Annotated in this window: 21 protein-coding genes, 1 tRNA gene and 1 pseudogene; 12 read left to right on the top strand and 11 right to left on the bottom strand. The window is 61.3% G+C overall.

All coding sequences use genetic code 11. The features are described from left to right. Positions 1-4,453 (bottom strand): annotated as a pseudogene (locus tag ABEA58_RS04060) (hypothetical protein); the annotation flags it as partial. 665 nt (positions 4,454-5,118) lie between these two features. Between ABEA58_RS04060 and ABEA58_RS04065 the strand changes: the two are divergent. Continuing rightward, on the top strand, positions 5,119-5,271 hold the full coding sequence (locus ABEA58_RS04065) for a hypothetical protein (protein ID WP_345549113.1): 153 nt from the start codon (positions 5,119-5,121) through the stop codon (positions 5,269-5,271). 97 nt (positions 5,272-5,368) lie between these two features. Here the strand turns inward: ABEA58_RS04065 and ABEA58_RS04070 are convergent. Next, positions 5,369-5,445 (bottom strand) — tRNA-Arg (locus ABEA58_RS04070). Between the two features lie 198 nt (positions 5,446-5,643). On the opposite strand from ABEA58_RS04070, the gene ABEA58_RS04075 reads away from it, so the two are divergent. Continuing rightward, complete coding sequence (locus tag ABEA58_RS04075) at positions 5,644-6,057, top strand: c-type cytochrome (protein ID WP_345549114.1); 414 nt, start codon at positions 5,644-5,646, stop codon at positions 6,055-6,057. A gap of 235 nt (positions 6,058-6,292) precedes the next feature. Here ABEA58_RS04075 and rep read toward each other — a convergent pair whose 3' ends face one another. Then, on the bottom strand, positions 6,293-8,326 hold the full coding sequence (gene rep / locus ABEA58_RS04080) for a DNA helicase Rep (RefSeq protein WP_345549116.1): 2,034 nt from the start codon (positions 8,324-8,326) through the stop codon (positions 6,293-6,295). Positions 8,327-8,497: 171 nt separating this feature from the next. Here rep and ABEA58_RS04085 point away from each other — a divergent pair, with 171 nt between their 5' ends. From ABEA58_RS04085 to ABEA58_RS04105, 5 genes are all read left to right on the top strand, one after another. Next, positions 8,498-8,743: a DUF3565 domain-containing protein gene (locus tag ABEA58_RS04085; RefSeq protein ID WP_345549118.1), complete on the top strand. Its 246-nt coding sequence runs from the start codon at positions 8,498-8,500 to the stop codon at positions 8,741-8,743. Continuing rightward, on the top strand, positions 8,743-9,207 hold the full coding sequence (locus tag ABEA58_RS04090) for a YaiI/YqxD family protein (RefSeq protein ID WP_345549120.1): 465 nt from the start codon (positions 8,743-8,745) through the stop codon (positions 9,205-9,207). The genes ABEA58_RS04085 and ABEA58_RS04090 overlap by 1 nt, the downstream gene beginning before the upstream one ends. Positions 9,208-9,281: 74 nt before the next feature. Then, on the top strand, positions 9,282-10,175 hold the full coding sequence (bla, locus tag ABEA58_RS04095; protein WP_345549122.1) for a subclass B3 metallo-beta-lactamase: 894 nt from the start codon (positions 9,282-9,284) through the stop codon (positions 10,173-10,175). Beyond that, positions 10,168-10,722, top strand: coding sequence for a GNAT family N-acetyltransferase (locus ABEA58_RS04100; protein ID WP_345549123.1), 555 nt, complete (start codon positions 10,168-10,170; stop codon positions 10,720-10,722). Before bla ends, ABEA58_RS04100 begins: the two co-directional genes overlap by 8 nt. A gap of 75 nt (positions 10,723-10,797) precedes the next feature. Next, complete coding sequence (locus ABEA58_RS04105) at positions 10,798-11,805, top strand: D-cysteine desulfhydrase family protein (protein ID WP_345549124.1); 1,008 nt, start codon at positions 10,798-10,800, stop codon at positions 11,803-11,805. A 63-nt stretch (positions 11,806-11,868) separates the two neighbouring features. On the opposite strand, the gene ABEA58_RS04110 is transcribed toward ABEA58_RS04105, so the two are convergent. From ABEA58_RS04110 to ABEA58_RS04120, 3 genes are all read right to left on the bottom strand, one after another. Continuing rightward, complete coding sequence (locus ABEA58_RS04110) at positions 11,869-12,351, bottom strand: methyltransferase family protein (RefSeq protein ID WP_345549126.1); 483 nt, start codon at positions 12,349-12,351, stop codon at positions 11,869-11,871. Positions 12,352-12,420: 69 nt separating this feature from the next. Beyond that, positions 12,421-13,914 carry a YifB family Mg chelatase-like AAA ATPase gene (locus ABEA58_RS04115; RefSeq protein WP_345549128.1) on the bottom strand — a complete coding sequence of 498 codons (1,494 nt, stop codon included), beginning with the start codon at positions 13,912-13,914 and terminating at the stop codon, positions 12,421-12,423. Positions 13,915-14,072: 158 nt separating this feature from the next. Continuing rightward, positions 14,073-14,303, bottom strand: a complete 231-nt coding sequence (locus ABEA58_RS04120) for an accessory factor UbiK family protein (RefSeq protein WP_345549130.1) — start codon at positions 14,301-14,303, stop codon at positions 14,073-14,075. A 568-nt stretch (positions 14,304-14,871) separates the two neighbouring features. On the opposite strand from ABEA58_RS04120, the gene ABEA58_RS04125 reads away from it, so the two are divergent. The 5 genes from ABEA58_RS04125 (at position 14,872) to ABEA58_RS04145 (ending at position 18,283) form a co-directional block, all read left to right on the top strand. Continuing rightward, positions 14,872-15,588: a TorF family putative porin gene (locus tag ABEA58_RS04125; protein WP_345549132.1), complete on the top strand. Its 717-nt coding sequence runs from the start codon at positions 14,872-14,874 to the stop codon at positions 15,586-15,588. A gap of 52 nt (positions 15,589-15,640) precedes the next feature. Further along, positions 15,641-15,979 carry a P-II family nitrogen regulator gene (locus ABEA58_RS04130; RefSeq protein ID WP_345549133.1) on the top strand — a complete coding sequence of 113 codons (339 nt, stop codon included), beginning with the start codon at positions 15,641-15,643 and terminating at the stop codon, positions 15,977-15,979. 81 nt (positions 15,980-16,060) lie between these two features. After that, entirely contained in the window at positions 16,061-17,320 is a 1,260-nt protein-coding gene (locus ABEA58_RS04135) for an ammonium transporter (protein WP_345549135.1), read from the top strand. A 79-nt stretch (positions 17,321-17,399) separates the two neighbouring features. Beyond that, positions 17,400-17,738 carry a P-II family nitrogen regulator gene (locus ABEA58_RS04140; RefSeq protein WP_067084464.1) on the top strand — a complete coding sequence of 113 codons (339 nt, stop codon included), beginning with the start codon at positions 17,400-17,402 and terminating at the stop codon, positions 17,736-17,738. A gap of 320 nt (positions 17,739-18,058) precedes the next feature. Beyond that, complete coding sequence (locus ABEA58_RS04145; RefSeq protein WP_345549140.1) at positions 18,059-18,283, top strand: hypothetical protein; 225 nt, start codon at positions 18,059-18,061, stop codon at positions 18,281-18,283. A gap of 26 nt (positions 18,284-18,309) precedes the next feature. On the opposite strand, the gene xerC is transcribed toward ABEA58_RS04145, so the two are convergent. Genes xerC through lptM form a run of 5 tightly spaced genes read right to left on the bottom strand, consistent with a single transcriptional unit; the run spans position 18,310 to position 22,395 of the window. After that, a complete protein-coding gene (gene xerC, locus ABEA58_RS04150; protein ID WP_425563514.1) occupies positions 18,310-19,206 on the bottom strand; it encodes a tyrosine recombinase XerC in 897 nt (298 codons plus the stop codon). Positions 19,207-19,213: 7 nt separating this feature from the next. Continuing rightward, the gene (locus ABEA58_RS04155; RefSeq protein ID WP_345549141.1) at positions 19,214-19,969 is read right to left on the bottom strand and encodes a DUF484 family protein; all 756 of its coding nucleotides are present in this window, start codon (positions 19,967-19,969) and stop codon (positions 19,214-19,216) included. A 21-nt stretch (positions 19,970-19,990) separates the two neighbouring features. Then, the gene (gene dapF, locus ABEA58_RS04160; RefSeq protein ID WP_345549142.1) at positions 19,991-20,821 is read right to left on the bottom strand and encodes a diaminopimelate epimerase; all 831 of its coding nucleotides are present in this window, start codon (positions 20,819-20,821) and stop codon (positions 19,991-19,993) included. 42 nt (positions 20,822-20,863) lie between these two features. Next, positions 20,864-22,117, bottom strand: coding sequence for a diaminopimelate decarboxylase (gene lysA / locus ABEA58_RS04165; protein ID WP_345549144.1), 1,254 nt, complete (start codon positions 22,115-22,117; stop codon positions 20,864-20,866). Then, complete coding sequence (gene lptM, locus ABEA58_RS04170; protein WP_345549146.1) at positions 22,114-22,395, bottom strand: LPS translocon maturation chaperone LptM; 282 nt, start codon at positions 22,393-22,395, stop codon at positions 22,114-22,116. Before lptM ends, lysA begins: the two co-directional genes overlap by 4 nt. Between the last annotated feature and the right edge of the window lie 102 nt (positions 22,396-22,497).

Raw genomic sequence — 22,497 nt, forward strand, 5'->3', positions numbered from 1 at the left:
GGAACAGGTCTTCCGCATCCGGGACGGAATCGTAATCGGTATCGAATTTATGTGGGTGAGTGCCAGCGGCGAATTCCTGCCAATTCAGTAGTCTGTCGTCATCCAGATCCATACCCGCGTCGCGGGGGTCGCTGTCATAGAGCCCGAAACGCTCTTCCCACTCGCGAGGCATGGTGTCGCGATCATCGTCACGGGTATAGCGGGCATCCAGTGGGTAGCGATCGAAGGCATCCCGCTCACCATCATGATCACTGTCGCGGTTGTGGGGGTCGGTCCCGAGCTGGTACTCCTCAAGATTGGTGAGCTCGTCTCCATCTTCATCGCCATAGGCATCAGCGGGGTCGTAGTCGCGGAAACCATGCTCTGCCTCATATCCCTCCGGCATGCCATCACCGTCCTCGTCGAAGCGGTAGCGACTGTCCAGCGGCGCAATATCCACGCCGTCGATCACACCGTCGCCATCGGTATCCACCACAGAAGGATTGGTGCCGGCGAGGTATTCCTGCAGGTTACTGAGGCCGTCGCTGTCACTGTCCCGTTGGCCATCGGATGGATCGGTAACTGAAAACTGGGGATGTGACTCCTCATAGGCATCCGGTAAACCGTCTCTGTCAAGGTCGTAGCGGTAGCGGCTATCCAACGGGGCAACATCCTCAACGTCGAGCACACCGTCGTGATCCGAGTCGTGATTAAGGGGATTGGTGCCGGCGTGGTATTCCTGCAAATTGGTGAGAAAGTCCTGATCGAAATTCTGCTCTGCATCGGTGGGGTTGTGGTCATCTAAACCGTAGAGGGACTCGAAGCTCAGCGGCATACCATCGCGGTCTTCATCGATGGCGCGGGTCCGGTCAAGTGGCCACAGGTCTTCCCCATCCGGTACGGAATCGCGATCAGAGTCGAACCTATCCGGGCGGGTGCCGGCAGCGAATTCTTGCCAATTCAGCAGTCCATCGCCGTCTAGATCCTCAGTTGCGTCTTTATGCTCCCACTCAGAAAGCCCGAAACGCTGCTCCCATTCGCGGGGCATGGTGTCGTGGTCATCGTCGCGGGTATAGCGCCCATCCAGCGGGTAGCGATCGATGGCATCACGCTCACCATCATGATCACTGTCGGGGTTGCGGGGGGCGGTCCCGAGCTGGTACTCCTCAAGATTGGTGAGCTCGTCTCCATCTTCATCGCCATAGGCATCAGCGGGGTCGTAGTCGCGGAAACCCTGCTCTGCCTCGTACCCGTCCGGCATGCCATCACCGTCCTCGTCGCGGCGGTAGCGGCTGTCCAGCGGCGCAATGTCCTCACCGTCAGGCACGCCGTCGTGATCCGAGTCCTCCATCAGGGGATTGGTGCCGGCGAGGAATTCCGACAGGTTGCTGAGCCCGTCGCTGTCGCTGTCTTCCAGGGCATCCAAGGGATCGATAGGGGAAAGTGGGTAGTGCGCTTCCTCGTAGGCATCCGGTAAGCCGTCGCTGTCCTCGTCGAAGCGGTAGCGGCTGTCCAGCGGTGCAACGTCTATTTCGTCGGTCACACCGTCGTTGTCCGAGTCCTCCTTGAGGGGATTGGTGCCTGCGAGGTATTCCTGAAGGTTGGTGAGGTTGTCGCCATCGAAATCCAACTCCGCATCGTTGGGATCGTGGTCATGGAAACCATAGAGGAGCTCGAAGGTCAGCGACATACCGTCGCGGTCGTCATCGAAGGCGCGGGTCCGGTCAAGTGGCCACAGGTCTTCCCCATCCGGTACAGAATCGCGATCAGAGTCGAACCTATCCGGGCGGGTGCCGGCAGCGAATTCCTGCCAATTCAGCAGTCCGTCGTCATCCAGATCGTTACCAGCGTCGCGGGGATCGTTGTCATATAGCCCGAAACGCTGCTCCCATTCGCGGGGCATGGTGTCGCGGTCATCGTCACGGGTATAGCGCCCATCCAACGGGTAGCGATCGAGGGCATCCCACTCCCCATCATGATCGCTGTCGCGGTTGCGGGGGTCGGTTCCGAGCTGGTACTCCGCAAGGTTGGTGAGCTCGTCTCCATCTTCATCGCCATAGGCATCAGCGGGGTCATAGCCGCGGAAACCATGCTCTGCCTCATACCCGTCCGGCATGCCATCACCGTCCTGGTCGAAGCGGTAGCGGCTGTCCAGTGGCGCAATATCCACACCGTCAGGCACTCCGTCGTTATCCGAGTCCTCCATCAGGGGATTGGTGCCGGCGATGAATTCCTGCAGGTTGGTGAGACCGTCGCCGTCACTGTCCCGTTGGCCATCGGAGGGATCGGTAACTGAAAACTGGGGATGTGACGCCTCATAGGCATCCGGTAAGCCGTCGCCGTCATGGTCGTAGCGGTAGCGGCTATCCAGCGGGGCAACGTCCTTAGCGTCAAGCACACCGTCGTTATCCGAGTCATCCTTGAGGGGATTGGTGCCGGCGAGATATTCCTGCAGGTTGGTGAGGTTGTCGCCATCGAAATCCCACTCTGCATCCCGCGGATCGAGGTCATCGAGACCGTAGCGAGACTCGAAGCTCAGCGGCATGCCGTCGCGGTCATCATCAATGGCGCGGGTCGGATTGAGGGGCCAGAGGTCATGTGCATCTGGCACTTGGTCGCCGTCACTGTCGGGGTTACGAGGGTCGGTCCCGAGCTGGTACTCCTCAAGATTGGTGAGCTCATCTCCATCTTGATCGCCATAGGCATCAGCGGGGTCGTAGTCGCGGAAACCATACTTTTCCTCGTACCCGTCCGGCATGCCATCGCCATCGGTATCGGTATCGGTATCGGTGGCGGGGCTGTTGGTTGGACCTCGGGGGAATGGGTCTTCTCCATCCGGCAAGGAATCACCATCGGAATCGAGCATGTCTGGCCGGGTGCCGGCAGTGAACTCCTGCCAGTTGGGGAGGCCATCCTTGTCTAGATCCATACTGGCGTCATAAGGATCGCTGTCAGAGAGGCCGAAACGCTCTTCCCACTCATAGGGCATGGTGTCGCGGTCATCGTCACGGGTGTAGCGCTCATCCGTGGGATAGAGATCATAGGCGTCCAGCACTTGGTCGAAGTCACTGTCCGGGTTGCCGGGGTCGGTTCCGAGCTGGTATTCCTGCAGGTTAGTGATTCCATCACCGTCCTGATCGCCATGGGCGTCGGCGGCATCGAACTCATGGAAATTATTTTTTGCCTCGTAGCTGTCCGGCATGCCATCACCGTCCGCATCGAGGCGGTAGCGGCTGTCTAGCGGCGCAATATCCGCACCGTCGGTCACACCGTCGTTATCTGAGTCCGCAATAAAGGGGTTGGTACCGGCGAGGTATTCCTGCAGGTTACTGAGGCCATCGCCATCAGCGTCGCCATTGGCGTCGGAGACATCGGTTGTGGCCGATCCAGAGTAAGTTTCTTCATACGCGTCCGGCAAGCCGTCGCTGTCGCTATCAAAACGGTAGCGGCCATCCAGTGGTGCAACGTCTATATCGTCGGTCACCCCGTCGTTGTCCGAGTCTCCTTTAAGGGGGTTGGTGCCGGCGAGGTATTCCTGCAGGTTGGTGAGGTTGTCTCCATCCTGGTCCAGCTTCGCATCGCCATGATATTGGTCGTCTAAGCCGAAGACTGACTCGAACCACAGCGGCATGCCGTCGCGGTCGTCGTCGAGGGCGCGGGTGCGGTCGAGGGGCCACAGATCTTCGTTGTCCGGCACGAAATCGTGGTCGGAATCGGGCATGTCTGGCCGGGTGCCGAGTGTAAATTCGAGCAAATTGGCGACGTTGTCGCCATCAAGGTCCAAAGCGGCATCCAAGCCTTCTTTATCGTTAAGGCCAACCAGCTGCTCCCACTCATGCGGCATACCGTCGCTATCGTGATCGCTGGTATAGCGGGGGTCGGTTGGCCAGAGGTCATCGCCGTCGAGCACGCTGTCGCCATCGGTGTCGGGGGTCTGCGGGGAGGCGCCGGAGCGAAACTCCTCAATATTGCTTAGGCCGTCGTCATCAGGGTCTTTCTTTGCGTCTTTAGAGTCAGCGGCCAGGCCATGGTTTTGCTCCCATTTGTCAGGCATACCATCGCCATCGGTATCATGGGAGTAGCGGGGGTCGGTGGGCCAGAGATCATCGCGGTCGAGTACCTTGTCGCCGTCGGAGTCGGGGTTCTGCGGGAAGGTACCGGCGCGAAACTCAAGAATATTGTCGAGTTCGTCCTGATCTGGATCTTCCTTGTATTCATATGAGTAGGGGTCCAGGCCGTTGATTTGTTCCCAGTAGTCAGGCATCCGGTCGCCATCGCTGTCGAGGGAATAGCGTGGATCTGTGGGGGAGGGATCTTTTCCGTCAAGCACCTTGTCGCCGTCGGAGTCGGGGTTCTGCGGGAAGGTGCCGGCGCGAAACTCTTGGCTATTACTTAGCCCGTCCTGATCCGGGTCTTCCTTGTAGTCGTTGGAGTAGGGGTCCAGGCCGTTGTTTTGTTCCCAGTAGTCGGGCATCCCATCGCCGTCGCTATCCTTTTCATTTTGGGCGAACGTGAAATTACTCAGGGAGAGTACAAGCAAGGAATACCCGAGCCGGCGGGCGTAAATCCTGAAACGAGTCGACGATGAATTCCCCATGAAATTATTGTCTCCATACGCGGGGTTATAGTAGCCGGCGATACCTTCCGCTGGCGTAAAAATAGAAATCGATACTTGATAACAACGTCGGGGAATGCAACCCCAAGGTGTAAGTCTGGGAGGGGGGTCACAGCGTATTTGCTGGACTGTTGGGATTTAACTGGCGGGCGATAAAAACAACACGCAAATGGTTCCCGATAAAACGCATCAACACTATTTTTTGGACTGCGTGAGCGGGTGTGACGATACCTGCCTTATGGAAGAGGCATTAATGAAGAGGCCAGATAAGGAGGACACAGATAGAAAGAGCAACACCTTGCGGGCGCTGAAAAAAAGAGCGATTTTTAAGGGTTGTACCACTTAGGCGTAGACGCCGCACGAGTTTTAAAACCACGCTAATACATGGGGGCTAAGCAGAGCATGATGTGTTCCCGCTTTTGAAACTCCAGGGGAAAAAGGCCACGCAGGTTGCCCACTCTGATGATTTTATTTATTGCGGGTCAAAGCCCTGAGTTTCGGTCGGGCCTTGGAGCAAGCTATATATGAAGATCCAACTAAAAGATGGAAAGATGGAAAGATGGAAAGATGGAAAGAGGCAGAAGAGGCAGAGAAAAGACCGGGAGAAGGAGGCAGTTGGAAATCCGTTTTACCCTTTTGTGAGTGTTGGGGTTTCGGAGCTATATAGCCTGGACTGACGTTGTCAGTTGCTGCTCAAATCCGGGGGGCTGTCGATGGGTGCCGGAGAAGGCCATATAAAAGAAAGGCCACCCAATGGGTGGCCTTTCTTTTATATGGCCCGCCCCAGAGGATTCGAACCTCTGACCTTCGCCTCCGGAGGGCGACGCTCTATCCAGCTGAGCTAGGGGCGGATCTCGTATGGCCCTGAGGGCGGCGAGGACGCGGATTATACAGAAGGGGTGGGGGCGGGCAAAGTGCTTGTGGGGCAATTCCTTTGGCATCGCCCTTCGCAGCGGCGGGCACAATGCTTATAATGCGCGGCTGGTGCAAATGTGCGGCAGAACGCCGGAAGTCTACGGGCTGCGATGACGGCCTCTAGGGGGAGAGAAATGAAGAGTATGGTAGGTATCGTGGCGGCCCTGGCTCTGGGTGCTGCAGTAGCGGTGGCGCAGTCCGTGGATGAGCAGATTGCCGAGCGCCTGACCGCGCCGGACAGTATATGCATGCAGGGTGACGAGTGCGCCGCTGCGGCTCCTGCGGCTGCCGCTTCCGCCGGTGGCGCCCGCTCCGGTGAAGAGGTGTACAACGGCTCCTGTGGCACCTGCCACGCGGTGGGCGTTGCCGGTGCGCCGAAGTTCGCCAGTGCGGCTGACTGGTCTCCGCGTGTCGCCAAAGGGGTGGAAACTCTGTATTCCAACGCCATCAACGGCTTCAACGCCATGCCGGCCAAGGGCCTGTGTTCGAACTGCTCCGACGAGGAGATTCAGGCTGCCGTGGACTACATGGTGGAAAGCGCTCAGTAAGGGCCGTTAGCTATACAGGCGCCGAGTAAGGGAATGCTTACTCCGCTTGCCAGAAGGCCGCTCAGTGAGCGGCCTTTTTTGTGCCCGCTGGTTTTATTCCCGCTCGGCTGGCCTTTGGGGCACGCCTCGACCGAGTGACAGGGCTTGCCCGGCGCTGCCGGTATTCACGTTGCGACCATGCCTACGACCGCCCGCGCTGCCATCGCCCCCGCCACTGACCCCTCGCCCCGGCCGATCAGTCGAACATGCTGAGCAGTGAGCCGAGTGTCTCCTCGCCGCGGGCCTGATTCTGCTCCGGGGTGGCCTGGCCGAAGCCCTCGAGGACAATATCCTCCTCCGGCAGCTCGTCGATAAAGCGGCTGGGGGTGGTGTCCTGATTTTCGCCGAACTGTTTGCGCTTGCCCGCCAGGGTCATGGTGAGGGTGCGCTGGGCGCGGGTGATGCCCACGTAGGTGAGGCGGCGCTCCTCTTCGATGTTGTCGTCCTCGATGCTGTTGCGGTGCGGCAGCAGGTTTTCTTCCATGCCGATCATGAACACATGGGGGAATTCCAGACCCTTGGCGGCGTGCAGGGTCATGAGGCTGACCTTGTCGGTGACCTCTTCCTCTTCCTGGCGGTCGAGCATGTCGCGCAGGATCAGCTTGGAGATGGCCTGTTCCAGGCGCACATCCTGCTCCAGCTCGTCGTCGGTGCCCTCCATGGTTTTGTTGAGGCTTTCCAGCAGCCAGTAGACGTTTTCCATGCGCTTTTCCGCCACCTTTTCGCTGCTGGCGTTCTGGCTCAGCCAGCCGGCATAGTCGATGTCATCGAGCATTTCCCGCAGGGCGGCATCGGGGCTGTTGTCGCGGCAGTTGCGCTGCACGCCCTCCATCCACAACACAAAGCGGTTGAGGCGCTCGTAGCCCTGTTCGTTGATGTGCTCGCGGAAGCCCACCTCGGAACAGGCGTTGAACATGGAGACCTCGCGGCCCTTGGCATAGTTGCCCAGCGCTTCCAGGGTGCTGGTGCCGATCTGCCGCCGGGGGGTGTTGATGATGCGCAGGAAGGCGTTGTCATCGTCCGGATTCACCAGCAGGCGCAGGTAGGCCATGACGTCTTTGATCTCGGCGCGGGCGAAAAACGAGGTGCCACCGGACATCTGGTAGGGAATCTGGTGTTCCTGCAGTTTCATTTCGATCAGCCGCGCCTGATGGTTGCCGCGATAGAGCACGGCGAAATCCATGAACTTGGCGCCGCGACGGCTCTTTTGCAGAAAAATCTCGTTGGCGACCCGCTCGGCTTCTTCGGTTTCGTTGGCCACCTTGATCACGCGGATCTCCTCGCCGAGGCCGCGATCGGACCACAGGGCCTTGTCGAACTCGTGCGGGTTGTGGGCGATGAGATGGTTGGCCACCTTGAGGATGCGGCTGGTGGAGCGGTAGTTCTGCTCCAGCTTGATCAGCCGCAGGCTGGGGAAGTCGGTCTTGAGCGCGCTCATGTTTTCCGGCCGTGCGCCGCGCCAGGCATAGATGGACTGGTCGTCGTCGCCCACCACCGTGAGGCCGCCGCGCCCGCCCACCAGCAGTTTCACCAGCAGGTACTGGGAATTGTTTGTGTCCTGGTATTCGTCCACCAGCAGGTAGCGGATTTTCTTGCGCCAGCGCTGCAGCAGCTCGGGATCGGACTCGAACAGCTGCACCGGCAGCAGGATCAGGTCATCGAAGTCCACCGCGTTGTAGGCCTTGAGGGCGTCGCAGTAGCGGGCATAGGCGATGGCGATGGCCTGCTCACCGGCGCTCTGGGCCTGCTCCAGGGCCTGGCGCGGGGTGAGCATGTCGTTTTTCCAGTTGGAGATCTGGTGCTGCACCCGGTCCAGCAGATCGGTATCCAGATCGCCGTCGCGCAGCATCAGCTCCTTGATCAGCGCGCGCGCGTCCTCGGCGTCGAAGATGGAGAAGCCCGGTTTGAAGCCCGCGGCCCGGTGCTCCTTGCGGAGGATATTCAGGCCCAGGTTGTGGAAGGTGGAAACGGTCAGGCCGTGGGCGGCCTTGGAGCGCCGGCCGTCGGCGCCGGACAGCAGCTTGCTGACCCGCTCTTTCATCTCGCGAGCGGCCTTGTTGGTGAAGGTCAGTGCGGCGATATTGCGCGCCGCATAACCGCACTCCTCGATCAGGTAGGCGATCTTGCGGGTGATTACGCTGGTCTTGCCGGAACCGGCGCCGGCCAGTACCAGGCAGGGGCCGTCGATATATTTTACCGCCTCCGCCTGGCGGGGGTTGAGCTTGGTCATGGTAGATATCTGGTCCGCGTCGAGGTCGGGCATTCTACCAGCGCAGCCGGGTTACTTGCGCGACTGAATGGATGGTCCCCCTGATGGAGGCCGACCGATGGTGGCGGCTCCGTTCATATACTTTGGGGCGGCGATTGGCTATAACGGCGGCTGCAGACACAGAGGGGCGCCATGCAGCAAGTGATCAACGGTTACCACCGGGACGGTGAAGGCCACTGGGTGGCGGAGCTGGCCTGTGGGCATTTCCAGCATGTGCGCCACGACCCGCCCTGGCAGAACCGGCCCTGGGTACTCACCGCCGAGGGGCGCGAGGAGCGGCTCGGTGCGAGCCTCGAGTGCAGGAAGTGCGACGCGGGCGCGCCGCCGGATCAAGACTCGCATCAAGACGCGGATCAAAACCAAGAGAGCAGAGACTGATGGCGAGAATTTGGGTGGACGCGGATGCCTGCCCCGTGGCGATCAAGGAAATTCTGTTCCGCGCCGCCGAGCGCACCGGCACGGAAATGACACTGGTGGCCAACCAGCCGGTGCGGGTGCCCCCCTCCCGTTATATCAAGTCCCTGCAGGTGACCTCCGGCTTCGATGTGGCCGACAACGAGATAGTGCAGCGCAGCGGCGACGGCGACCTGATCATCACCAGCGATATTCCGCTGGCCGCAGAGGTCATCGAAAAAGGTGCCGAGGCGCTGAGCCCCCGGGGCGAAAGGCACACCAAGGCCAATATCCGCGCGCGCCTCAATATGCGCGATTTTATGGACACCATGCGCTCCAGCGGTATGCACACCGGCGGGCCGCCGCCGCTGAACCAGGCCGACCGCAAGGCGTTCGCCGACCAGCTGGATCGCTGGCTGGCCAAGCAGAAAAGAGCCGCAGGCGGCTGATGGCGTGCGGCCGGGCTGTTTTGCCCGCCGCATGTCTCGGACGAATAATTATGGGTAAGAGGTACAACCCCGTCATGACAACAAGAAATTTCCTTTTCCTCGCCCTGCTCGCACTGAGTTCCGCAGTGGGCAGCGCCGAAACTGCGCCACAACCCGGGCAATCCGAGCAACCCCAGCTGCCGCAGCTGCGCGCCTATAAGGTGCCCGACAGGTGGCTGCAGCCCCGAGAGCCGCTGCAGATCGCCGAGCATACCTGGCAGATCGGCACTGCCGGTCTCAGCGCCCTGTTGATCAAGACCGACGCCGGCGCCGTGCTGATCGATGGCGGCATGCCGCAGATGGACGACCTGCTGCTGGACAATATGCGCAAGCTGGGGGTGCAGCCCGCGGAGCTGAGACTGATCCTGCACAGCCATGCCCACGCCGATCACGTCGGTTCGCTGGCCGCCATCAAGCGCGCAAGCGGCGCGCAGCTGGTCAGTAACGCCGAGTCCGCGGTACTGCTCGCCCGCGGCGGTGCCAATGACATTCACTTCGGCGATCTGCTCTACCCGACGGTGCACGCCGATCGCATTGTGCAGGATGGCGAGGTGGTGAAACTGGGCAGCCTGAGCCTGCAGGCGCACTTCACCCCCGGGCATACCCCCGGCAGCATGAGCTGGACCTGGAGCGATAATCGCGCGGGCAAGCCGGTGCGGATCGCCTATGTGGACAGCCTCAGTGCGCCCCGTTACCGGCTGCTGGGCAATCCCCGCTACCCGAAGATCGTCGACGATTACCGGGCGGCGTTTGAGCGTGTGGCGCAGCTCCCCTGCGACCTGCTGCTGTCACCCCACCCCCGCCGCAGCGGCTGGAAATACGCGACTGAGGCGGTGCGGGAGCAGGAAGTGAGCTGTGCCGCCTATGCCGACAATGCGCGCAGGAAACTGGACCAGCAGCTCGCCGAGGCCCGCGCCAAGAGTGGTTGAGCTGATCGAGCCCGCCAGCGCGCGGCTGCGGTTGCGCCAGTGGCGAGACAGCGACCGCGCACCGCTGGCAGCCATGAACGCCGACGGGGAGGTGATGGAGTTTTTTCCCGCGGTGCTCACCCGCGCCGACAGCGATGCGGGTTTTGAGCGTCTTGCCGCCCATATCGAACGGCACGGCTGGGGTTTCTGGGCGCTGCGGCGGCGTGTGGATGGCGTTTTTGTCGGCTTTGCCGGCCTGAAGCATGTGTCGGCGGCGCTGCCGTGCGCGCCGGCGGTGGAAATCGGCTGGCGCCTGGCGCGGCGCTATTGGGGCTATGGTTATGCTACCGAAGCGGCGCGGGCGTCACTGGCGGTGGCGTTTGAGCAACTGGACTTGGCCGAAGTGGTGTCTTTCACCGCGCTCACTAATCTGCGCTCGCAGAGGGTGATGGAGCGTCTGGGCATGCAGCGCGAACCACTGACTTTTGACCATCCCCTGCTGCCCGTGGGCAGCCCGCTGCGGCGACACTGCCTGTACCGGTGCCGTGTGAATAAATGGCGCCGCTGAAAAGCGCCTTAGAGAGGCGCGGGCTGCGACTGGATCAGTCCCCGCTTTATTGCAGACAATTACAGGTTGGTGCGAATGTTCACGCAAAAACTGCCCCGGCAATCCCTCGGCTTTTTCCCCACCCCCCTGCACCGGCTGCAGCGCTTGAGCGCGGTACTCGGAGGGCCGCAGCTGTTTATCAAGCGCGACGACCAGAGCGGTCTCGCCTTTGGGGGGAATAAAACCCGCAAGCTGGAATTCATCCTCGCCGACGCCCTGGCGCAGGGCGCCGATGCCATCGTCACCGCCGGTGCCGCGCAGTCCAATCACTGCCGGCAGACCGCCGCCGCCGCGGCGCGCATGGGGCTGGAATGCCACCTGTTGCTGGGCGGCCACGCGCCGCAACAGGCGCAGGGCAATCTGCTGCTGGATCAGCTGTTGGGCTGCCATATCCACTGGACTCCCGGCCACCGCAAGGGCGAGGATCTGAACCAGGTGCTGCGCTATCTGCAAAAGGCGGGTCGCAAACCCTACGTGGCGCCCTACGGCGGCTCCAGTGATCTCGGCGCCCTGGCGTTTGTCGGCGCTCTTGAGGAGCTGCGGGCACAGTGGGCCGACTGTGGCGGCCCCTTCACCCATATCGTGTTCGCGTCCAGCTCCGGCGGCACCCACGCCGGCCTGATGCTGGGGGCGAGGTTGCTGGGCCTGCCGACAAAAATAGTCGGTATCAATATCGACAAGGGCGCCGGCGGCGAGCGTCCTTTCGCGGAGCATATTCTCGACCTGAGCGAACAGGCGGCGACGCGGCTGGGGGTGGCGGAAAGTTTCAGTCGCGGGGATCTGATTCTGGATGACGGCTACCTGGGCGAGGGCTATGGCGTGGTCGGCGATGCGGAACGCGAGGCCATCGGCCTGCTGGCGCGTACCGAGGGGATTTTGCTCGACCCGGTCTACACCGGCCGCGCTATGGCCGGCTTGCTGGGCCTGGTGCGCGGCGGCGCTTTCCAAGCGTCTGACCGGGTGTTGTTCTGGCACACCGGCGGCGCGCCGGCCCTGTTTGCCTATGGCGATCAGCTGGGCCTCGGCGATGCACCCCCGCTGTAGCAAGCGCTCGGAAGAAAGTAAGCAAAAGAGCGCGGTGAAAGAATCCGTGTTAAAGAAAATCCCTCAAAGATAGCGCCTCACCTGCCTTAGGTACCGTCGATACTCCTCGCCAAACTTTCGCTCCAGGTAGCGCTCCTCCCGTCGCACTACACCGGTATGGATCAGCCATAGCAGCAGTGGCAGCAGCAACAGCGCCCAGGCATTGCTGAGCAGCAGGGCGAGTCCCAGATAGATCAGCGTCAGCGCCACATAGAGCGGATTGCGGCTAAAGCGAAAGGGGCCGTCGCTGACGATGGCGCGGGTGGAACCGCCGGGATGGACACAGGTACCGGCCCGGTCCAGGGTGATCTTGCCCCATAGGGCGAGTACTGCACCGGCACTGATCAGCACCGCGCCCGCAACCCAGTGCCAGCTTGATCGTTCCCCCAAACCCAGCGGGAGCTGCCAGTGCAGCCCGGCGGCCAACAACAAAAAGCCGCCATAAATCAGCGGCGGCAGGGCAATGACATTGGCGTGATCCGGCATCCGCTGTTTGTCCGCTTTCATCCCGTCGCTCCTGCAGGCCATGTTGTTGTCAGTATTGTGGTCTTGAACTGTCCGACCCGGCCGGACTGCTCAGGCACCGGCAGCCACAGGGCGCCGGTCCAGGTTGCGATACGCCAGTGCTTCGGCCACCTGCGCGGTGCCGATATGCTCGAGTTGCGCGAGATCGGCGAGGGTGCGGGCGACCCGCAGCACCCGGTGATAGCTGCGTGCGGAGAGCCCCAGCTGTTCCACCGAGGCGCGCAGCATGGCGCGCTCCTGCTGGCCGAGGGCACAGTGTTGTTCCAGTGCGCCTCCGGCGAGCTGCGCATTGACCATACCCTGTCGCGCCAGCTGCCTTTCACGGGCCGCCAGCACACGCCTGCGGACAGTTTCGGAAGGCTCACCGGCGGGGGCATCCTGCAACTCGGCGGCGTTCATTGCCGCAACTTCCACCTGCATATCGATACGGTCCAACAACGGACCGGAGAGCTTGTTGCGGTAGCGGTCGATCTGGTCCGGGGTGCAGCGGCAGCGGGATTCCCCCAGATAGCCGCAGGGGCAGGGATTCATGGCGCCCACCAGCTGAAAGCGCGCCGGGTAGGTGACCTGTGCGCGGGCGCGGGAAATGCGCACCTCGCCGTTTTCCAGCGGTTCCCGCAACAGCTCCAGCGCCTGGCGGGGGAATTCCGGCATCTCGTCGAGAAACAGCACTCCCCGGTGGGCCAGAGAAATTTCCCCCGGGCGCGGATTGCTGCCGCCGCCCACTAGTGAGGTGGGCGAGGCGCTGTGGTGGGGCGCGCGGAATGGCCGCTGGCGCTGGCGCGGCAGCCCGGCACTGGAATAGACCGCCGCCACATCGAGCATTTCCTCTCGCGTCAGCGGCGGCAGTATCCCCGGCAGACGGCTGGCCAGCATGGTTTTGCCGGTGCCGGGCGGGCCGTAAAAGAGCAGATTGTGGTTGCCCGCTGCCGCCACCTCCAGCGCCCGCCGTGCCCGCAGCTGGCCGCGCACATCGGCGAGGTCCGGGTAGTGGTCAGGCGCATGGGCGACGCTGGCCTCGGCAATGTTCAGCTGCTCGCGGCCGTGCAGCTGGGCGCAGACCTCGAGCAGGGACCCCGCGACCTGTGCGCCACCAGCGGCCAGTGCCACATCGTCGGCACAGTCCCGGGGGGCGATCAGCGTGCGGCCGGCGGCGGCACAGGCGATGGCGGCGGGCAGGGCACCGCTGGCGGGCCGGAGGCCGCCGGTGAGAGCCAGTTCGCCGATAAATTCCAGTTGTTCCAGCGCCTCGGCGGGGACCTGCCCGGAGGCGGCGAGAATCCCGATGGCAATCGCCAGATCGTAGCGGCCACCCTCTTTGGGCAGGTCGGCGGGGGCGAGGTTGACCGTGATGCGCCGCTGGGGAAAGTCGAAGTGGCTGTTGATCAGGGCGCTGCGTACCCGGTCGCGGCTTTCGCGCACCGCGGCCTCCGGCAGGCCGACAATATTGAAAGCGGGCAGGCCGTTGGCCAGGTGTGTCTCGACGGTGACCGGTGGTGCCGAGACGCCCAGCTGGGCGCGGGCGTGGGTGACGGAGAGGCTCACAATTTCTTCCCTGAAATCTGGTTGTTCTGCGGCCCGCTACTGCCTGATGAGGCCCTGCACAATCCGATGCGCTAGCGCCTGGGTGATACACAAGCAGAGGTCCTGTAGCGAACACATTAAAGGATTCTGGCGGCTGGTGTCAGGTCGGTGGCTGCGGGTTAGTCGCGGTTGTGGCTGAGAGCCTGTTCCAGCTCCGCTATGCGGGCCTCGAGTGCCGCCACCTTTTCCCGGGTGCGCTTGAGGATGGCAACCTGGGTGTCGAACTCTCGCTGGGAGACCAGGGGCAGCCGGCCCATGGCTACGGTCAGCGCGTCGCGCAGGTCGTCGGTGATCACCGCGCCCTGTTCCCTGAGCTCCTTCAGCAACTGCTCTAGTTTGTCCGACGACAAATTCTATTCCCCTATTTCCTATTTCCTGCGGGATTGGGCTCGTCGCTATGCATGAGCACCATGAAAGCGCCCCATTCTAAACCAGCCACCGATGGCTTCGAAACGATCTGCCGGGCTTTGCCTCCTCCCTGCTTCGCGTTGGCGCAATGAAGAGCATTCCTGCGCCTTTCTGGTTCGCGGCGCCATCGGCAAGCCCTAATCCCGTGCGTGGCGCCGACAGGCGCATCTTTTTGGTGCATCTTTTCGCTGGCTGCTGTGCTCTTACCCGAGCGCGCTGTAGCGACTGCTTTGGATCATTCCTCGGTGGTCATCTAACTCATTGATTTAATGTAAAAAATTCAACTTGGCATCAACCGTGCACTTTATCCACCAGCAGCCTCTCTTTCGGAACGCGAGTTCGGAGGGTGCTTAAGCCTCGGGCATGGACCGCTCACAAGGCGAAACAGCTTAGCCGACATCCATCCAATGGTCGGTACCCGATGCTAATAAGGCTGTAATACAAAAAATCAAACTGACAGAACAATAAACTGACAGAAGAGATACCAAGGAGAATAAGGTGGGAAATAATATGAAAAAAATCGCATTCGCACTGACCGCCGGCGCTATGGCTCTGGCGACATCCTCGGCAGTAAACGCGGAAGCCGGTCTTTCGGCGAGCGCGAATCTGGGCGTCGTCACCGACTATAAGTTCCGCGGTGTGTCACAGACTGATGGCAATCCGGCGATACAGGGCGGCGTCGATCTCGATTTCGGCAACGGCATCTATCTCGGTACCTGGGCTTCCCAGGTGGACTTTGCAGAACCTGCTGGCGAGGAGAATACGGACTTCGAGCAGGACTTCTATCTGGGCTATTCCGGTGAGCTCAGCTCCGGTATCGCCTACGACGTCGGCTACATCTACTACGCCTACCACGGCAGCAACCAGGACGAGGACTACCAGGAAATTTACGGCAGCATCAGTATTTCTGACCTGACCCTGGGTCTCGCCTATTCCGATGACTACTGGGATAGTACCGGTGAGTTCTACTACCCATACGCCGAGTACAGCTTCGCGCTGCCGTCGGATATGAGCCTGGGACTGCATGTGGGCGCTAACCTATTCGACGAGGTGGGCTTCCTGGAGGGAGAGGATACCTACCTGGATTACTCGATCACTCTGGGCAAGGAGTTCGGTGCGCTGAGTCTGAGTGCTTCCGTTGTCGGAACTGACATCAGCGAGAGCGAATGCTTCGGCCTGGACTGGTGCGAGCCGTCCATTCTGGCTGGAGCGTCTTACAGCTGGTAACCGCTGGGCCCCGCTCCACGGTGCGGGGCCGCAATATTATGGGGAATCACAGATGAAACTGGTTACAGCAATAATTAAGCCCTTCAAGCTGGACACGGTGCGCGATGCACTCGCCGAAGCCGGTGTTACCGGTATCACGGTCAGTGAAGTGAAGGGATTTGGTCGCCAGAAGGGGCATACCGAGCTGTACCGCGGTGCAGAATATGTGGTGGACTTTCTACCCAAGACAATGCTGCAGATCGCGGTCGCCGACGACCGGGTGGACGAGGTTCTGGAAGCCATCGGCACCGCCGCCCAGAGTGGCAAGATCGGAGATGGCAAGATTTTTGTATCTGAATTGGAACAGGTGATACGAATCCGCACCGGCGAAACCGGCGCAGAAGCGATTTGAAGAAAACAGGGACTGGCGTCGCTCGGGCGCTGGTCTTGAAATGTTGACACACGATACTTTCGGGATTGAACGGAGCAAATAATGGAAAACCAAATTTTTCAGTTGCAGTATGCAATTGATACTTTCTATTTTCTGGTGTGTGGCGCACTAGTGATGTGGATGGCAGCGGGCTTCTCCATGCTGGAGGCTGGCCTGGTGCGTTCCAAGAACACCACAGAGATTCTCACCAAAAACGTGGCGCTCTTCGCCATTGCCTGCATCATGTACCTGCTGACTGGCTACGCCATCATGTATGACGGTGGCTATCTGCTGTCTGGCATCGAGGCGTTCGATATTGACGAAGTGCTCGCCAGTTCCGCCGAAAACGGCTTTGAAGGCGGCTCGGTCTATTCCGGTGCGTCCGACTTCTTCTTCCAGGTGGTCTTCGTGGCTACCGCCATGTCCATCGTCTCCGGTGCGGTTGCCGAGCGCATGAAGCTGTGGAGCTTCCTCGCCTTCGCCGTAGTGCTGACCGGCTTCATCTACCCGATGGAAGGTGCCTGGACCTGGGGTGGCAAGGATGTGTTTGGCCTCTACAACCTGGGCGACCTGGGCTTCTCCGACTTTGCCGGTTCCGGCATCGTACACATGGCCGGTGCCGCTGCTGCCCTGGCTGGCGTGCTGCTGCTGGGCGCTCGTAAGGGCAAGTACGGTCCCAACGGCGAGGTTTACGCCATCCCCGGTGCCAACCTGCCGCTGGCAACCCTCGGTACCTTCATCCTGTGGATGGGCTGGTTCGGCTTTAACGGCGGTTCCGTGCTTAAGCTGGGTGATGCCGCCAATGCGCACTCTGTGGCCATGGTGTTCCTGAACACCAATACCGCCGCTGCCGGTGGTGCCATTGCCGCGCTGCTGACCGCGCGCATCCTGTTTGGCAAGGCCGACCTGACCATGCTGCTGAACGGCGCCCTGGCCGGTCTGGTGGCGATTACCGCTGAGCCCTCTACTCCGACTGCCCTGCAGGCTACCCTGTTCGGCGCCATCGGTGGCGTGCTGGTGGTCTTCTCCATCGTGGCTCTGGACAAACTGAAGATCGACGATCCGGTCGGCGCCATTTCCGTGCACGGTGTGGTGGGTCTGCTGGGTCTGCTGCTGGTACCGGTTACCAACGATGGCAGCACCTTCAGCGGCCAGCTGATCGGTGCCGCGACCATCTTCGGTTGGGTATTTGCCGCCTCCTTCGCCGTATGGTTCCTGCTGAAGGTCATCACCGGTATCCGCGTCAGCGAGGACGAGGAGCAACAAGGTGTTGACTTGGTAGAGTGCGGAATGGAAGCTTACCCGGAATTCATGGGCAAATAAGTGTCCGCACCCGCCGCCGGCTCAGTGGAGCTGGCGGCTGAACTTCCCGCAGAAACAAAAGATCAGGGGAATAAGACGAATGAAATTAATTACGGCTGTGGTGAAGCCCTTCAAACTGGATGACGTGCGTACCGCCCTTTCCGAAGTGGGTGTGCAGGGCATGACAGTTACCGAAGTCAAAGGGTTCGGTCGCCAGAAGGGCCATACTGAACTGTATCGCGGTGCAGAATATGTGGTGGATTTCCTGCCCAAGGTAAAGCTGGAGCTGGCTGTGGACGACAGCATGGTGGACGGCGCCGTGGAGGCGATCACCAAGGCGGCGCAGACCGGCAAAATCGGCGATGGCAAGATTTTCATCACCGCGCTGGAAGAAGTGATCCGTATTCGCACCGGTGAGACCGGCAGCGAAGCGGTCTGATCTCTGCAAGCACACTCGTTACAGGTTGCTTCAGATAAAAAGCCCCCTCGGGGGCTTTTTTATTGCGCGCCGTTTGGCGCCCTAGCCTTTCTTAGTTTCTCTTTGTCCCACGGAGAAACTGTCTGACGTAGCTTGCTCCATAACCAGGAGCGATAAAGCAATCGCGCATCTGCAACAAAAAACTCTACGATTGTCGACACCTGCCGCTGGCACGATTCGGCGAAGCTGCCTATATATTAATCGCCGCGCAACAATGCATGGTGCAGTGCGGCACAGGGGTACTTCCTCTGTAACAGATGTAGCAGTTACAGGGTTTCAACATGAAAGACGGTTATCAGGATCAAAACAGCTCTTCCCGGGCAAAGGACAATGAGGATTTTGCCGAAGAGCGCAGCATCACCTCCCGCGAACGCGCCCGCAGCCAACTCAATAACGATATCGAGGAGTACCTCGCCAGTGGCGGGGCTATTGCCGAAATTGACCCTGAGGTAACCGCAGATCCTCCGCGCAAACCGCAGCCGAAATATGGCAGCCGACCGATCTGACCGTTAGGCAGTAAGGTCGGGCGAAATCAGGATTTCTTGTCTTTGGCGCGCGGGTGGGCACTGTCGTAAACCCGCGCAAGATGCTGGAAATCCAGATGGGTGTAGATCTGGGTGGTGCTGATATCGGCGTGGCCGAGTAATTCCTGCACGGCGCGCAGATCGCTGCTGGATTCCAGCATATGGCTGGCAAAGGAGTGACGCAGCATATGCGGGTGAACCCGCTGCTCCGCGCCGCTGGCCCTGGACCAGTGCGCGAGACGCGCCTGCACAGCCCGGTTGCCGAGACGCCGGCCCTGCAGGCTGGTGAATATGGCGCCATCGGCGGCTTGTGGCGCAGCGACCCGCCAGTTGCGCAGTGCCGCCAGCGCCTCAGAGCCAACTGGCAACACGCGTGTCTTGCTGCCTTTGCCGGTCACCCGCACTTCCCCGGCACTCAGGTCCAGGTCGCTCCAGTTGAGGGCCGTCAATTCACTCAGGCGCAGCCCGCTGCTGTAAAACAACTCTAGTATTGCGCGGTCGCGCAAAGTCAGGGGGTCGTTGTCGTTATCCGGCGCCTGCACGAAATCTGTGGCGGCATCTACGTCCATGACCCTGGGTAGTTTTTTTTCGCCCCGGGGCGGGCGCAGGCCGGCGGCGGGATTGGCGCCGAGCCAGTGCTCCCGCAAAGCGTGATTGCACAGGCTGCGCACAGCGGAGAGCCAGCGCTGCAGGCTCTTCGCTGCCAGTCCGCGCCGGTGCAGTTCAGCCAGCCAGCTGCGCAATGTCATCTCCCGCAGCTCATCGATCCGCTCGATGCCATGGGCATCGGCAAACGCCTGCAGCCGGTTGAGGTCGCGGCGGTAGGCGGAAATGGTGTGGGGGGAGAGCTGCTTGCCGCTCTCGAGGTGACGAAGAAAGTGGCCGATGGCCGCCGTCAGCTGCACAGAGACATCACCGCGGTGTCAGCAGGCGCGGCAGTATCCGTTCGAGCACTTCGCCGATATAGGACAGGAAAAGGGTGCCCAGGCTGGAGCGGTAATGCTGTGGGTCACTGGAGCCCACCGCGAGTACGCCGAGCTGGTTGGCGAGGGGTACCACCGCGGCGGACGCCACCGTGTCGGCGTCCTTGCCAAATAAATACGACTTCTCTGCCGGTCGCAGTACGCCACACACGGTGCGGCCGTTGCGGAGGATACTGCCGATGGCGTTCTCGGCGGCGGATCTTGGGGTAGAGCGCACCTCGCCGAGGGGGCTGTGGCCGTTGGGAAGGGGGCCGAACAGGATCAGTGAAGTGAACTCGACGCCAAAGTCGCCGGAAAAACTCGGGTAGAGGGCGGCACCGGCTTCAGCCACGGTATTCGCCTCCAGTAGCGCCAGAATCAGCTGCCTGCTGTGCAGAAAAAGCTGATCGTTCTCGCGCGCGTTGTGCAGCAGCTGGTCGAGACGCTGGCGCATTTCAATGTTGCGTTCGCGCAGCAAGTGGGTCTGGTGGGTCATCAGTGACACGGTCTTGCCGCTTTGCCGTGGCAGTTTGATGGTTTCCAGCAGCTCCATATGCTCGGCGAAGAAATCCGGGTTCTGGATCAGGTAGCGGGCCACCTGTCGCGCCAGCAGCTTGTGATCACGCTGACTGGCGCCGCTGCGATCACTGCCAGAGCCATTGTCACTGTGAAGACTGTCCAGGGAAACGTCGCTTGGTTCCGTCATCGTCGGGATTGCTGCCTGCTGCTAGAGAACGATCTGCCCATGGTACACGGTGGTGGCGGGTCCGGTCATGGTAACCGGCTGCCCCGGTCCGCTCCAGTGGATTGTCAGCGGCCCGCCGGGCAGATGAATTTCGACGGTGTCGTCAACCAGGCCCCGCAGGCGCGCGGCAACCGCTGCGGCACAGGCGCCGGTGCCGCAGGCGCGGGTTTCACCGACGCCGCGTTCGAACACCCGCAGATGGGCCAGCTGCCGCGATTCCAGTTGCAGGAAGCCCACATTCACGCGGTTGGGGAAGCGGGGATGACTTTCGATCAGCGGGCCGAGTTTTTCCACCGGCGCGCTGGCCACATCGTCCACCAGCAGCACGGCGTGGGGGTTGCCCATGGACACCGCGCTGACGGTATAAACATCGCCGGAGACATCCAATGGGTAGGTGGGGGCCTGCAGATCCGCTGAAAAAGGCACCTCAGCCGGTTCCAATACCGGCGCGCCCATGTCTACGCTGACCTGATCTCCTTCCTGCAGGTTGAGTTTCAGCAGGCCGGCGGCGGTCTCCACGGTCAGCCGGTGCTTGCCGGTCAGGCGGCGCTCGCGCACGAAGCGGGCGAAGCAGCGGGCACCATTACCGCAATTCTCCACTTCGCTGCCGTCGGCGTTGTAGATACGGTAGCGGAAGTCCGCATCGGGGTTGCGCGGCGCCTCCACCACCAGCACCTGGTCGCAGCCGACGCCGAGGTGGCGGTCGGCCAGCCGCTGGATTTTGTCCGGCGACAGTTTGATGCGCTGGCTGATGGCGTCGAGCATGACAAAGTCATTGCCAAGGCCGTGCATTTTGGTGAACTTCAACCGCATCGGATTCCTCTGTACTGCGCTGGTCCTGCCGCTCGCTGACTCTCAGCGCTTTTCTGGCGCCTTGCTCTCGCCGCGCACCAGGTCTTCCATACTCTCGCGGGCGCGCACCAGATAGGTGTTGTCGCCGTCCACCAGAACCTCGGCGGCGCGTGGGCGGGAATTGTAATTGGAGCTCATGGTAAAACCGTAGGCGCCGGCGGAGAGCATGGCGAGTAGCTGCCCCGGCTGCAGGGAGAGCTCGCGGTGCTTGCCGAGAAAGTCGCCGGTTTCACACACCGGGCCGACTATATCCCAGAGTTCGGTTTTGTCGTCGCTCGGCTGTACCGCGACAATATCCTGCCAGGCCTGGTAGAGCGCCGGGCGCAGGTTGTCATTCATGGCCGCATCGACGATGGCAAAATTGTGCTCTTCTGTGCGCTTGAGGAATTCCACCCGGGTGAGCAGCACACCGCCATTGGCGGCGATGGAACGGCCGGGTTCCAGTACCAGTTGCAGTTTGCGCTCACCGAGGCGCTCTTTTACCGCGCCGATATAGTCACTCACGGGCGGGGGCTCTTCGCCGCGGTAGCGCACACCCAGGCCGCCGCCCAGGTCCAGGTGCTTGAGATGGATACCCTCGGCCGCCAGCTCGTCGATCAGCAGCAACAAGCGCTCCAGCGCATCGAGGAAGGGCGCTACCTCGGTCAGCTGCGAACCGATATGGCAATCGACACCGATGACGTTCAGGTGTTCGGATGCCGCCGCGCGGCGATAGGTATCGATGGCGGTATCGATGGCGATACCGAACTTGTTTTCCTTGAGGCCGGTGGAAATATACGGGTGCGTCTTGGCATCCACGTCCGGGTTGACGCGCAGAGAGACCGGCGCGCGCACGCCCATCTCGGCGGCCACGGATTCCAGGCGCTCGAGTTCCGCATCCGATTCCACGTTGAAGCAGTGAACACCCACTTCCAGGGCGCGGCGCATTTCTGCGGCGGTTTTGCCCACACCGGAAAAGACCACTCGGGCCGGGTCGCCACCGGCCATCAGCACCCGCTCCAGCTCGCCGCCGGAAACGATATCGAAACCCGCCCCCAGTTGCGCCAGCAAGGAGAGAATGCCCAGGTTGCTGTTGGCTTTCACTGCATAACAGACAAGCCCCGGGTGATCACCCAGCGCATCCGCGTAGTCGCGATACTGGCGCTCGAAGTGGGCACGGCTGTATACATAAGTGGGGGTGCCGAATTGCTCGGCAATGTCTGTCAGGGAGACATTTTCGGCCTGGAGAGTGCCATCGCGATACTGGAAATGGGTCATTTTTCTACTACTGGCTCCAACTGCTCGGCGGCGGTTTCGCTATCGTTATCACGCCGCGTTTTGGTTTTCTCTTGTTGCTGTTCCGATTCTTGTTCCAGCTGTTGTGCTGGTGACTCTGCCGATGTGACGGGTAACGAAGCAGCTGCAGGGGATTGTGCCTGAACAGGAGCCGGAACAGCCGCTTCCTGTGGCAAATACAGCGGGCCTTTCTGGCCACAGCCGCCGAGGAGGCTCGCTGCCAGCAAGATGGCGGCGAAGGGTAAGCTTGGTTGTGACATCGACGGCTTCCTGCACATTGATCTGCGGACTCGTGGACACCGCGAACATAGGGTTCTGCGGAAAAGAAAGCCTGCTAGTATAGCCAGCTCCTCCACCCGATG

This window comes from Microbulbifer aestuariivivens (genome assembly GCF_039545115.1).
Lineage (GTDB): Bacteria > Pseudomonadota > Gammaproteobacteria > Pseudomonadales > Cellvibrionaceae > Microbulbifer > Microbulbifer aestuariivivens.